13 protein-coding genes are annotated in these 12,476 nt (G+C 73.4%); 12 read left to right on the top strand and 1 reads right to left on the bottom strand.

Going from position 1 to position 12,476, the window contains the following annotated elements:
* Positions 1-97: 97 nt before the first annotated feature.
* From ACFYO8_RS27230 to ACFYO8_RS27215, 4 genes are all read left to right on the top strand, one after another.
* Positions 98-1,489 (top strand): extracellular solute-binding protein, encoded by a 1,392-nt coding sequence (locus ACFYO8_RS27230; RefSeq protein WP_354873629.1) that lies wholly within the window; start codon positions 98-100, stop codon positions 1,487-1,489.
* Positions 1,486-2,445, top strand: coding sequence for a sugar ABC transporter permease (locus ACFYO8_RS27225; RefSeq protein ID WP_354873631.1), 960 nt, complete (start codon positions 1,486-1,488; stop codon positions 2,443-2,445). The genes ACFYO8_RS27230 and ACFYO8_RS27225 overlap by 4 nt, the downstream gene beginning before the upstream one ends.
* Positions 2,445-3,311: a carbohydrate ABC transporter permease gene (locus ACFYO8_RS27220; protein WP_354873633.1), complete on the top strand. Its 867-nt coding sequence runs from the start codon at positions 2,445-2,447 to the stop codon at positions 3,309-3,311. The genes ACFYO8_RS27225 and ACFYO8_RS27220 overlap by 1 nt, the downstream gene beginning before the upstream one ends.
* A gap of 81 nt (positions 3,312-3,392) precedes the next feature.
* Complete coding sequence (locus ACFYO8_RS27215; RefSeq protein WP_354873635.1) at positions 3,393-3,998, top strand: class I SAM-dependent methyltransferase; 606 nt, start codon at positions 3,393-3,395, stop codon at positions 3,996-3,998.
* Between the two features lie 63 nt (positions 3,999-4,061).
* On the opposite strand, the gene eccB is transcribed toward ACFYO8_RS27215, so the two are convergent.
* Positions 4,062-5,474, bottom strand: coding sequence for a type VII secretion protein EccB (eccB, locus tag ACFYO8_RS27210; protein ID WP_354873637.1), 1,413 nt, complete (start codon positions 5,472-5,474; stop codon positions 4,062-4,064).
* A gap of 191 nt (positions 5,475-5,665) precedes the next feature.
* Here eccB and ACFYO8_RS27205 point away from each other — a divergent pair, with 191 nt between their 5' ends.
* The 8 genes from ACFYO8_RS27205 to ACFYO8_RS27170 all read left to right on the top strand — a co-directional run bounded on the left by ACFYO8_RS27205 (position 5,666) and on the right by ACFYO8_RS27170 (position 12,434).
* Positions 5,666-5,935 carry a metal-sensitive transcriptional regulator gene (locus tag ACFYO8_RS27205; protein ID WP_354873639.1) on the top strand — a complete coding sequence of 90 codons (270 nt, stop codon included), beginning with the start codon at positions 5,666-5,668 and terminating at the stop codon, positions 5,933-5,935.
* Between the two features lie 170 nt (positions 5,936-6,105).
* Positions 6,106-7,503: an MBL fold metallo-hydrolase gene (locus ACFYO8_RS27200; protein WP_354873641.1), complete on the top strand. Its 1,398-nt coding sequence runs from the start codon at positions 6,106-6,108 to the stop codon at positions 7,501-7,503.
* An 86-nt stretch (positions 7,504-7,589) separates the two neighbouring features.
* Complete coding sequence (locus tag ACFYO8_RS27195) at positions 7,590-8,171, top strand: rhodanese-like domain-containing protein (RefSeq protein ID WP_354873643.1); 582 nt, start codon at positions 7,590-7,592, stop codon at positions 8,169-8,171.
* Positions 8,168-9,061, top strand: coding sequence for a sulfite exporter TauE/SafE family protein (locus ACFYO8_RS27190; protein WP_354873645.1), 894 nt, complete (start codon positions 8,168-8,170; stop codon positions 9,059-9,061). The genes ACFYO8_RS27195 and ACFYO8_RS27190 overlap by 4 nt, the downstream gene beginning before the upstream one ends.
* Positions 9,000-9,608 (top strand): class I SAM-dependent methyltransferase, encoded by a 609-nt coding sequence (locus ACFYO8_RS27185; RefSeq protein ID WP_357710479.1) that lies wholly within the window; start codon positions 9,000-9,002, stop codon positions 9,606-9,608. The genes ACFYO8_RS27190 and ACFYO8_RS27185 overlap by 62 nt, the downstream gene beginning before the upstream one ends.
* An 82-nt stretch (positions 9,609-9,690) precedes the next feature.
* The gene (locus tag ACFYO8_RS27180; protein WP_354873649.1) at positions 9,691-10,401 is read left to right on the top strand and encodes a spermidine synthase; all 711 of its coding nucleotides are present in this window, start codon (positions 9,691-9,693) and stop codon (positions 10,399-10,401) included.
* A gap of 72 nt (positions 10,402-10,473) precedes the next feature.
* The gene (locus ACFYO8_RS27175) at positions 10,474-10,653 is read left to right on the top strand and encodes a hypothetical protein (protein WP_354873651.1); all 180 of its coding nucleotides are present in this window, start codon (positions 10,474-10,476) and stop codon (positions 10,651-10,653) included.
* A gap of 101 nt (positions 10,654-10,754) precedes the next feature.
* Positions 10,755-12,434, top strand: coding sequence for a long-chain-fatty-acid--CoA ligase (locus tag ACFYO8_RS27170; protein ID WP_354873653.1), 1,680 nt, complete (start codon positions 10,755-10,757; stop codon positions 12,432-12,434).
* Positions 12,435-12,476: the final 42 nt, after the last annotated feature.

The following is a 12,476-nucleotide window of genomic DNA, read 5'->3' as shown; positions in this document are numbered from 1 at the left end:
GCCCCGATTCTAACCCAAAAAATGGGCATATGTGATTAGATTGATGAATCGAAGGGTATTAGCGGCAGGCCGTACTCTTTCGAGAGGAGTGCCACCGATGTCATCACCCTCCACGCGGCGGCTCGCAATCAGCCTGATCCTGGCACTGACCGGGACCGGCATGGCCGCATGCAGCGACGACGGGCAGAAATCCGACAGTTCGCAGATCACCGTCTGGAGCCTGGAAGACGTGGCGGACCGCGTCGCCGCCACCAAGGCGATCATCGCCGACTACACCGCCAAGACCGGCGTCAAGGTCAACCTGGTCACCGTCAACGAGGACCAGTTCCCGTCCCTGATCGCCTCCAGCGCCGCCGCCGGTGACCTGCCCGACGTGGTCGGCTCGGTGTCGCTGGCCGGGGTGCGCACGCTGTCCACGAACGAACTGGTCGACGCCGACGCCAACGGCGCCGTGATCGACCGGCTCGGCCGGGACACGTTCACGCCACGCGCGCTGGAACTCACCGGCGACGGCGGCAAGCAGCTCGCCGTGCCCAGCGACGGGTGGGGCCAGCTGCTGGTCTACCGCAAGGACCTGTTCGCCGCCGCCGGCCTGCCGGCACCCGACACGTACGAGAAGATCGCCGCCGCGGCGGCGAAGCTGAACACCGGCGGCGTCGCCGGCATCACCGCGGCCACCTCCCCCGGCGACGTGTTCACCCAGCAGACGTTCGAGCACCTGGCGCTGGCGAACAACTGCCGGCTCACCGACGACTCCGGCAAGGTCACGCTCGACTCCCCCGAGTGTGTCGAGGCGTTCCGCTTCTACGGCGACCTGATGCGGAACAACTCGGTCAAGGGGGCCCAGGACGTCGACACCACCCGGGCCACCTACTTCGCCGGCAAGGCGGCCATGCTGATCTGGTCGCCGTTCATCCTCGACGAGCTGGCGGGGCTGCGCGCCGACGCCCGCCCCACCTGCCCGCAGTGCCAGTCCGATCCGGCCTGGCTGGCGAAGAACAGCGGTTTCGTCACCGCGATCAAGGGCCCGAACGGCACCGAGCCGGCCCAGTACGGCGAGGTCAGCTCCTGGTCGGTGCTCGACGGCGCGGCCGACCCGGCGAAGTCGTTCGTGGAGTACATGCTCTCCGACGGCTACCCGCGCTGGTTCGGCATGTCCCCCGAGGGGCGTTTTCCGGTGCGCACCGGCACCCCGGAGGACAAGCAGAAGTTCCGCACCGCCTGGAACACCAGCCCGGCCGGCGTGGACACCAAGAAGCCGCTGTCCGAGGTGTACGGCGAGGACGTGCTCGCCACGTTGCGAGAGAGTCCCGACACGTTCCAGCGCTGGGGCCTGACCGAGAACCAGGGCAAGCTGGTCGGCGCGATCCTGGGTGAGCTGCCGGTGCCCAAGGCGCTCGCCGACGTGATCGGCGGTAAGTCCGACGCCCGTGCCGCCGCCGAACGCGCCCGCAAGGACGTCGAGGCGATCGCCAAGGGCGTCAATTGACCACCACCGCGCCGGAGGCCGGTCGCTCCCCCGCACCGGAGCGACCCCGCCGACCCGGCCGACGCCCGCTGACGCTGCGCCGCCGCGAGTCCCGCGCCGGGCTCGCGCTGGTCACCCCGACCCTGCTCGTCGTGATCGCGGTGATCGGCATACCCATCGTCTGGACCGTGGTGCTGGCCTTCCAACGGGTACGCCTGGCCACCCTGCGCAAGACCGGCCTGTTCGGCGAACTGACGCTGGACAACATCGACCGGGTGCTGCACACGCCCGGATTCGCCGACACGCTCTGGACCACTGTGCTCTACAGCGTCGGCGGCACCGTCGGCTCGATAGTGGTCGGCCTGGTGGCGGCGCTCGCCGTACGCGGGCCGTTCCGGGGCCGCACGCTGGTCCGCGCGTCCATGCTGCTGCCGTACGTGGCGCCGGTGGTCGCCATGACGTTCGTCTGGCAGGTGATGCTGGACCCGCAGCTCGGCATCGTCAACGACTGGGGGCGGCGCTTCCTCGGCTGGGACTCCCCGGTGCCGTTCCTGTCCCAGGAGTCCACCGCGCTCTGGACGGTGATCGCGTTCGAGGCGTGGCGCTACTTCCCGTTCGCGTTCCTGTTCCTGCTGGCCCGGCTCCAGGCGGTGCCCGGCGAGTTGGAGGAGGCCGCCCGGGTCGACGGGGCCACACCCACCCAGCGGTTCCGGCACATCCTGCTGCCACAGCTCATGCCGGTGATGGCGCTGATCGGGGTGCTGCGCTTCATCATGACGTTCAACAAGTTCGACGACGTCTACCTGCTCACCGGCGGCGCGGCCGGCACCGAGGTGGTGAGCGTCCGGGTCTACCAGTTCCTCACCGCCCGCACGGACATCGGCGCGGCCGCCGCCCAGGCCGTCGTGCTCGCCGTGGTGCTGCTCGTGTTCGTGGCCATCTACCTGCGCTTCTTCGGCGCGCGACGGGAGGCGTGATGGACCGGGACCGGATCGAGACGGTGAGCCTGCGCTGGCTGCGCCGGCTGGTGATCGCCGGGTTCCTGGTGGTCACGCTGCTGCCGTTCTGGTACATGCTGGTGCTGTCGGTACGCCCGATCGAACGCCTGCTGCTCGAACCCGGCTCGCTCTGGGTGCCGTTCGGCGAACTGACCGTCGCCACGTACGCCGAGGTGCTGAAGTCCGTCTCCGACGGCGGACAGGGCTTCCTCACGTTCATCCGCAACAGCGGCCTGGTGGCGGTGGCCGCCACCGCGCTCACCCTGGTGATCGCCATTCCCGGCGCGTACGCGGTGTCCCGCCTGCGGTTCTTCGGCCGCCGGCAGGTCAGCGCGCTGTTCCTGGCGGTCTACCTGTTCCCGTCGATCGTCATCGCGATCCCGCTGTTCGTGGTCTTCAGCCGGGCCGGGCTGCGCGGGTCGCTGACCGGCCTGGTGCTCGTCTACATCTCGCAGACGCTGCCGGTGTCGGTCTACATGCTGAAGAACTACTTCGAGACCATCCCGGTCAGTCTGGAGGAGTCGGCGGCGATCGACGGCGCCGGCCGGCTCGGCATCATCCGCCGGGTCAGCCTGCCGCTGGCCGCGCCGTCGGTGATGGCCGTCGCGCTGTACGACTTCATGATCGCCTGGAACGAGTACCTCTTCGCGCTGCTGTTCCTGGTCGACCGGCCGGACCGGTGGACCGTGTCGCTGGGGCTGTCGCTGCTGGCCGACGGCGTCGAGGTGCCCAAGACCGTGCTGATGGCCGGCTCGGTCATCCTCACGCTGCCGATCGTGGTGCTGTTCTTCGCCGGGGAGCGGCTGCTCACCGAAGGGCTCACCAGCGGCGCCGAGAAGGGCTGAGCGACGTGCCGGCGGCGCTGGCCGCCGGCACGTTCCCGGCGCTCGCCTGACCGGCGGCACAAGATCAGTTACGGTGGCCTCATGGCCAAGCCGACCCGCTGGGTGACCGACACGAAGCCCGGACACTCACAGTGGTACGTGGACCGGTTCCGCCAGCTCGCCGCCGAGGGCGCCGACCTGGCCGGTGAGGCACGGCTGCTGGACGCGCTCGTGCCGCCCGGCGGCCGCGTCCTGGACGCCGGCTGCGGCACCGGCCGGGTCGCCGGGGCGCTCGCCGCGCGCGGGCACGACGTCGTGGGCGTGGACGCCGACCCGACGCTCGTCGAGGCGGCCCGCGCCGACCACCCCGGCCCCCGCTTCCTGGTCGCCGACCTGGCCGAGCTGGACCTGGCCGCCCAGGGCGAGGCCGAGCCGTTCGACGCCGCGGTGCTGGCCGGCAACGTGATGGTCTTCGTCGCCCCCGGCACCGAACGCGACGTGCTGGGGCGCGTCGCCGCGCACGTGCGCCCGGACGGCCTGGTGGTGGTCGGGTTCGCCACCGACCGCGGCTACCCGGTGGCCGACCTGGACGCCGACGCGGTGGCCGCCGGGCTGCGCCCCGAGCACCGCTTCGCCACCTGGGACCTGCGGCCGTGGCGGGACGACGCCGACTTCGCGGTGACGGTGCTGCGCCGCCCCGCCGGCTGACCCGCTCCCCACCGCCGGCCTCCCGGCCACCGCCCGGGCGGTCGAGCGCTGCCGCCCGGCCGGTCAGGCGGGTGCGGCCACCGTGCGGGCGGCCTCCGGGTCGAGCGGGCCGCCGGCCGGCAGCAGGTCGACCAGGCCCGCCGGCAGCCGCGCCGGGCGCACGTTCGCGTACCCGAGCATGCCCGGCACGTCCGCGCCGGCCAGCGCGTACCGCCGGCCCAGGTCGGTGACCAAGCAGATCGCGCCGCCGGTCGCGCCCGGCGCTGCCACCGCCTCCACGAGCGCCCCGCGCCCCGGCTCGACGACCACCTCGTCGGCCAGCCCGGACCGCCCGCCCGGCGTCCGTGCGGCGGCGGCCGGGTCCGGCATGGTGACGCCGAGGCGGATCTCGCGTACGCCGGTGTCGTCGCCGGCCCGCGCGCAGAGCGCACCCCCCTCGGCGGCGGCCAGCCCGGGCGGCACGGCGGGCGGCGCGGTCGGCCCGCCGGGCACCAGGCCGGGCAGTTTCGGCAGCGCGGCGAACCGGCCGAGCGTGATCGGTTCCGGCTCGCCCTGGCCGGTCCGGGCCAGCAGCAGCGCCGCCTGCAACTCGGTGATGCCGGCCAGGCCGCCGCGCTGGGCCACCGCGTACTGCCGCCCGCCGCCGGAGTTGCGCACCAGGTAGACGTCGCCCACGTTCGCGCCGGTGACCCGCTCGGACGGCTCACCGAGGTCACCCACCGGCGGCGGAGCAAGGTCGGCGCCGGCCGGCAGCGTGTTCAGCAGCGCCGCCGCGACCGGCACCGCCCGCTCCCGGGTGGCGGCCAGCGCGGCCAGCACCCGGTCGGTGTCGCGCAGCAGGTAGCGCCGGTCGTGCCAGAGCAGGTGCAGGCCGCCGTCCGGGTGCCGGACGAGCAGGCCCTGGTCGCCGAGCACCCGGCCGCCGGTGGCCGTCCGTCCGATCAGCAGCACCGAGCGGGCCTCGTCGCGCCCCGCCGCCGGACGCCCGGCCTCCCCGCGTCCGGCCTCGTCGCCGGTGACCGAACAGAGCGTCCAGGCGTCGCGGACCAGCCGGTCCGGGGCGGGCAGCGAGTCCGGCGCGTCGGCGATGCCCAGCGGCAGGCCGCGCGGCACGCCGTCGATGGCGCGCCGGCTGACCAGCACCGTCTTCGGCCGTTCCGCCCCGATGATCAGCAGCGCGGAGGCGTAGTTGAGCACCGGGTGCAGCCTGTCGTCGCGGTAGACGAACCGCGCCCCCGACTCCTTCTCCACGATCACCGCGCCGGTCTCCCGCCAGGAGTCCCCGCCGCCGGTGAACAGGCCGTAGAGCGCGACACCGCCGAGCGCGATCGCCGCGACCAGGACGCTGGCCAGACCTGCTCCCGCCAGCCGGCGGAACGGCGACTGCGGCGGGTCCGTCTCCCGCATGACGAGCGCGGCGACCGCCCGCTGGACGGTGAACTGGTACGAGTGGAGCTGGTCCTGCCGCGACGCCATCGTGTCCCTTCCGCCGGGATCGCCGGCGCACAGGATAAGCGCTCCGTCGATGTCGCGGCGACCCTGCGTGTCCCCGCCCAGGCTGCGCCACCACCCCCGGAATGGATACCCCTGGGCGGCCCTGGCCGCCGCCTGATCCGGGTGGCGACATCAGTACCCCCTGGGGTATCGTCGAGTGCAGGAGGTGGGACGTGAATCTTCGACCCGAGATGACCGGCGAGGCGCTGACCCGGCTCAAGCGGGCCCGGGGGCAGCTCAACGCCGTCATCGAGATGATGGAGAACGGTGCGGACTGCCGCGCCGCGTTGACCCAGCTCGCCGCGGTCTCCAAGGCGATCGACCGGGCCGGCTTCAAGATCATCGCTTCCGGCATGCGCTACTGCGACACCGCCCGCCAGGCGGGCGAGGAGCCGGAGATGACCGAGGAGGAGCTGGAGAAGCTCTTCATGTCCCTGGCCTGACGGTCTCCCCGACCTGACGTTCCCCGCCCGACGGCGCCCGCACTGACCGGCTGGATCCCGTCCGCGCCGTGTGACGACGACGCGGGCGGGTAGACACATGCCTGGAGATCCCAGGCCGCAGACTACCACCCAAATACCCCCAGGGGTATATAGCTTAAGAGAGGAACGGCATGACTCTCGACGTGTCCGTCATCGCGACCTCCTCGCTCGGCGACCGCAGCTACCTCGCCTCCGACGGCCGGGTGGCGGTCGTGGTCGACCCGCAGCGCGACATCGACCGCATCCTGTACCTGGCCGGCGCCAAGGGCGTACGGATCACCCACGTGGTCGAGACGCACATCCACAACGACTACGTATCCGGCGGCCTGGAACTGGCCCGGATCACCGGCGCGCAGTACCTGGTGGCCGCCGCCGACACCGTCGATTTCGACCGGACCCCGGTGTCCGACGGCGACACCGTCGCGGTGTCGGACACGATGCGCCTCCGGGTGCTCGGCACCCCGGGCCACACGTTCCACCACCTGTCGTACGTGCTCGACGAGCACGACGGCGGCTGGACACCGGCCGGCGTGTTCACCGGCGGGTCGCTGCTGTTCGGCACCACCGGCCGCACCGACCTGCTCGGCAAGCAGCACGCGCACGAGCTGGCGCACCACCAGTACGCCTCGGCGCGCAAGCTGGCCGACCTGCTGCCCGACGGCGCGCAGGTGTGGCCCACCCACGGCTTCGGCAGCTTCTGCTCGGCCAGCCAGGCCGACGCCCCCGAGTCGACGATCGGCCGGGAGAAGGAGGCCAACCCGGTGCTGCGGCTGGCCGCCGACCAGTTCGTCACCGAGACGCTGGCCGGCCTGGACGCCTACCCGGCGTACTACGCCCACATGGGCGTCGCCAACGCCGCCGGTCCCGCCCCGGTGGACCTCACGCCGGTGGCCCGCGCCGAAGCCGACGAGCTGCGCCGCCGCATCGCCGCCGGCGAGTGGGTGGTCGACCTGCGCCACCGCAAGGCGTACGCCACCTCGCACCTGGCCGGCACCGTCAGCCTCGGCCTGGACGGGCCGATGTCGACGTGGCTGGGCTGGCTGATCGACTGGGGCACGCCGATCACGTTCCTGGCGCAGACCCGGGAGCAGGTCGCCGACGCCCAGCGGGAACTGGTCCGCATCGGCATCGACCGGCCGGCCGCCCAGGCCACCGGCGAGCCCGAGCAGTGGACCGCCGACCCGTCGCAGCTGCGGGAGATGGCGGTGGCCGACTTCCCGGCGCTCGCCGCCGCGCAGGCCGGGAACACCCCGGCCGGGCTGCCCGAGCCGCAGGTCGTCCTCGACGTGCGGATGACGAACGAGTGGAGGGCCGGGCACATCGACGGCGCGGTGCACGTGCCGCTGCCCGACGTGCCCAAGCGGCTCGCCGACATCCCCGACGGCACGATCTGGGTGCACTGCGGCTCCGGCTACCGGGCCACCGCCGCCGCGTCCCTGCTCGCCAACGCCGGCCGGGACGTGGTGCTGATCGACGACTCGTACGGCCGGGCCGAGGCGGCCGGCGTACGGATGGCACCCACCGCCTGACCTCTCCCCTGGCGCCCGGCCGGCGTGTCCCCACGCCGGCCGGCGCTGAACCCTGCCCGAGAACACCCCATTCAAGGAGACACCGCATGACCACGACCACCCCGACCATCGACGCGGCCGGCCTGCGTGAGCTGATCGCCGCCGGCCGTACGCCCCGGATGCTCGACGTGCGTACGCCGGGTGAGTTCGAGGCGGCGCACATCCCCGGCGCCTACAACGTGCCGCTGGACCTGCTCCGGGAGCACCGCGCGGAGCTGCGCGGCCACCTGGACGAGGACGTGGTGCTGATCTGCCGCTCCGGCGCCCGGGCCAGCCAGGCCGGGCAGGCGCTGGCCACCGTCGGCCTGCCCAACGTCAAGGTGCTCGACGGCGGCATGCTGGCCTGGCAGGCCACCAATGCCCCGGTCAACCAGGGCCGCGCCCGCTGGGACCTGGAGCGCCAGGTCCGCCTCGTCGCCGGCGCGATCGTGCTCGCCGCGATCGTCGGCTCGGTGTTCGTGCCGGGCCTGAAGTGGGTCGCCGCGTTCATCGGCGCGGGCCTCACGTTCGCCGCACTCACGAACACCTGCGCCATGGGCATGATGCTGAGCAAGCTGCCGTACAACCGGGGCGCGAGCTGCGACCTGGACACCATCGTGGGGCAGTTGCGCGACGGGGAACGCAGGTGACCACCCTCGCGCTGACGCTGGCCGGCGCGGTGCTGATCGGCGTGACGCTGGGCCTGCTCGGCGGCGGCGGGTCGATCCTCGCCGTGCCGCTGCTGGTCTACGTCGCCGACCTGCCCGCCAAGGAGGCGATCGCCACCTCGCTGCTCGTCGTCGGCGTGACCAGCGCCGTCGGCGTGCTGCCGCACGCGCGTGCGAACCGGGTCCGCTGGCGCACCGGGCTCGTCTTCGGCGTGGCCGGCATGACCGGCGCGTACGCGGGCGGCCGGCTGGCCGAGTTCGTCCCGGCCAGCATGCTGCTGACCGGGTTCGCCCTGATGATGCTCGCCACCGCGGTCGCGATGCTCCGGGGCCGCAGGTCCACCGACGGCCGCCCGGTGCCCGAGCTGCCGATGCTGCGGGTGATCGGGGACGGCGTGGTCGTCGGTCTGGTCACCGGCCTGGTCGGCGCGGGCGGCGGCTTCCTGGTCGTACCCGCCCTGGCCCTGCTGGGCGGGCTGCCGATGCCGGTCGCGGTCGGCACCTCGCTGGTCGTGATCGCGATGAAGTCGTTCGCCGGGCTGGCCGGGTACCTGTCCAGCGTGCAGATCCACTGGGGGCTGGCCGCCGGGGTCACCGCCGCCGCCGTCGTCGGCAGCCTGCTCGGTGGCCGGCTCGCCGGCCGGATCCCGGCCGACCTGCTGCGCCGGGGATTCGGCTGGTTCGTCGTGGTGATGGGCGTGTTCGTGCTCGCCCAGCAGTTGCCGCCGGTCTGGGGACTCGCCCTGGGAGCGCTTGCCGTGGCCGGTACGGTCACCGTGGCGGTGTGGGGCCGCCGGAGGAGGGGACACAGTGGACAGCAACGCCTGGGACAGCCGGTACGCCGACACGCCCGGACTGGTGTGGAGCGCTGAGCCCAACCGTTTCGTGGTCGAGTCGGTCACCGGACTGACTCCCGGCTCAGCACTGGACATCGCCGCCGGCGAGGGCCGCAACGCGGTCTGGCTGGCCGGTCAGGGCTGGCGGGTCAACGCGGTGGACTTCTCCACGGTGGCCGTCGCGCGGGGGCGGGAACTGGCCGCCGCTCGTGGCGTCGCTGTCGACTGGCGGGTCGCGGACGTGACCGCGTACCGGCCGGTGCCGAACAGCTACGACCTGGTGCTGATCAGCTACCTGCACCTGCCCGCGCCCGAGTTCGCCGGGGTGCTCGCCGCGGCGAAGTCCGCGCTGCGTCCCGGCGGCACGCTGGTGGTGGTCGGGCACGACCTGGCCAACCTCTCCGGTGGCGTCGGCGGCCCGCAGGACCCGGCCATCCTGCTGACGCCGGAGGCGGTGGTCGACGGGCTGGCCGGGCTGCGCGTGCGGCGGGCCGAGACGGCTCGCCGGCCGGTCCCGGCCGGCGACGGCGGCACCGTCGACGCGCTGGACACCGTCGTGGTGGCCACCCGTCCGGCCGGCTGACCGCCGGCCGACGCCGTTCCGCCGGGCCGAGCCGGGGACTGGCCGGTAGCATCCCGGGGACGGATCGGCGGAGAGGACACGGGTGGGCGCGCGTTTCGAGGAACTGGCCTGGCGAGAGACGCCGATCGGTGAGATCAGCCTGCGGCGGCGCCGCGACCCGGCGCTGGAATCCGACGTGTACGAGGTGAAGCTCGACGACGAGTACCTCATGTCCAGCGCCTTCCCGGTCGCGGAGATCGAGCTGGCCCGCCTCGGACTGGCCCCGCTGACCGGTGACGCGCTGGACGTGGTGGTCGGCGGCCTGGGTCTCGGCTACACCGCGCGTACCGCGCTGGAGGATCCCCGGGTGCGGTCGCTGCTCGTGGTCGAGGCGATCGAGGACGTGATCGACTGGCACCGGCGGGATCTGCTGCCGTTCGCGGCCGGACTGGCCACCGACCCGCGTACCCGGTTCGTCCGGGCGGACTTCTTCGCGGCGGTCGCCGACGGCGGTTTCGACAGCGACGAGCCCGGGCGCCGCTTCCACGCGGTGCTCCTGGACGTGGACCACTCCCCTCGCCAGGTGCTGCACCCCAGCCACGCCGCGTTCTACACGGTCGACGGGCTGCGGCGGCTGGCCGCGCTGCTGCACCCGGAGGGCGTCTTCGCGCTGTGGTCGAACGACCCCCCGGACCCGGCGTTCCAGCGCACGTTGACCGAGGTGTTCCCGACCTCGGTGGCGCACGTCGTCCGGTTCCCGAACCCGCTGCAGGGCCGGGAGGCGGCGAACACCGTGTACGTGGCCCGGCACTGATCCACCGGCGGCGGCATGGCCGCGCGACCAGCGGGAAAGCGGGCGGCCCACCGTACGACGGGAGGCTGGGACATGCGCGCGTTGCTGTGGGTGGTCGGCGTGGCCGCCGGCGTGATCATCCTGCTCGGGCTGCTGCTGGAGGCGGTGCGCTGGCTCGTCGTCATCGGCGTCATCGCGCTCGCCGCGGTGATCGTCGTCGGGATCGTGAAGGGCCGGCGGGTGGTGCACCAGCACTCGACGCGCCGCCGCTGACCTGCGCCGAATGTGACAGACCCGGCAACCTACGTAAGCGTAGGTTACCCAGCGGTCACGTTAGGCTGGGGGCGTCATCCGCGCGACGAGGAGTAACGGCGATGGACGCGACCACCCAGCGACCCTGGACCCGTAGCTACGCACCCGGCGTCCCGGCCGACATCACCGAGCCGGACGGCTCGCTCGTCGACCTGCTCACCGAGGCGGCCGGGCGGTTCGGCCCCCGGGTCGCGCTCGACTTCTACGGCGCCACCACCACGTTCGCCGAGCTGGCCGACCAGGTGTCCCGCGCCGCCGAGGCGCTGCGAGGGCTCGGCGTCGGGCCGGGCGACCGGGTCGCGCTGGTGCTGCCGAACTGCCCGCAGCACGTGGTCGCCTTCTACGCCGTGCTGCGCCTCGGCGCGGTGGTCGTCGAGCACAACCCGCTCTACACCGCCGACGAGCTGGACCGGCAGCTCACCGACCACGGCGCCGCCGTCGCGATCGCATGGGACAAGGTCGCGCCGCTGGTGGCGGGACGCGGCGCCGTGCGTACCGTGGTGTCGGTCGACCTGACCGCGGCGCTGCCGCGACTCAAGCGGTGGGCGCTGCGGGCGCCGCTGCCGAAGGTCCGCGCCGCCCGCGCCGCGATGACCGCCCCCGCGCCCGGCGCGCTGCCCTGGTCGGAGCTGGTCGCCGCCGCCGGGCCGCTGCCCGCCGGGCATCCCGCGCCGGAGGCCGGCGACGTGGCGTTGCTCCAGTACACCGGCGGCACCACCGGCGAGCCCAAGGGCGCGGTGCTGACCCACCGCAACCTGCGCGCCAACGCCGCGCAGGGCCGGGCGTGGGTGCCGGGCCTGCGCGACGGCGCGGAGACCGTGTACGCGGTGCTGCCGCTGTTCCACGCCTACGGGCTCACCCTCTGCCTCACCTTCGCGGTGAGCATCGGGGCGACACTGGTGCTGTTCCCCCGCTTCGACGCCGACCAGGTGCTCGACGCGGTCCGCCGCCGCCCGCCGACGTTCCTGCCCGCGGTGCCGCCGGTCTACGCGAAGCTGGCCACCGCCGCCCGGGAGCGCGGCGTCGACCTCACCTCCATCCGGTACGCGCTGTCCGGCGCGATGTCGCTGCCACCGGCCACCGTGGAGCTGTGGGAACAGGTGACCGGCGGCCTGCTGGTCGAGGGGTACGGCATGACCGAGACGTCCCCGATCACCGTCGGCAACCCGGTCGCGCCGACCCGCCGACCCGGCACGGTCGGGGTGCCGTTCCCCTCCACCGACGTGCGCATCGTCGACCCGGAGGACCCGTCCCGCGACCGCGCTCCCGGCGAGGCCGGCGAACTGCTGGTGCACGGCCCGCAGGTGTTCTCCGGCTACTGGCACCGGCCGGAGGAGACGGCGAAGGTGCTGCTGCCGGGCGGCTGGATGCGTACCGGCGACATCGTCACCATGGACGCCGACGGCTTCATCACGGTGGTCGACCGGATCAAGGAACTGATCATCACCGGCGGCTTCAACGTCTACCCGTCCGAGGTCGAGGAGGCGTTGCGCCGCGTCCCCGGCGTACGCGAGGCCGCCGCCGTGGGGATGCCCACCGACGACGGTGAGGAGGTCGTCGCCGCGGTGGTGGTCGACCCGGCGGTGGCCGCCAGCCCGGAGGCGATCCGGACCTCGTGCCGCACCCACCTGGCCGGCTACAAGGTGCCGCGCCGGGTCGTGATCGTCGACGAGCTGCCGTACTCCCAGATCGGCAAGATCCTGCGCCGCGAGGTCCGCGAACGGCTGCTCGCCGGCCGCTGACCCGGTCGCCCGTTTGACGTCGCCGCGGCAGGGGTAGACGAG

The sequence above is a fragment of the Micromonospora sp. NPDC005257 genome (assembly GCF_042872445.1).
Classification (GTDB): Bacteria; Actinomycetota; Actinomycetes; order Mycobacteriales; family Micromonosporaceae; genus Micromonospora.
Note: the sequence above shows the minus strand (reverse complement) of the source record. Positions and strands in the feature narration are given on the sequence as shown.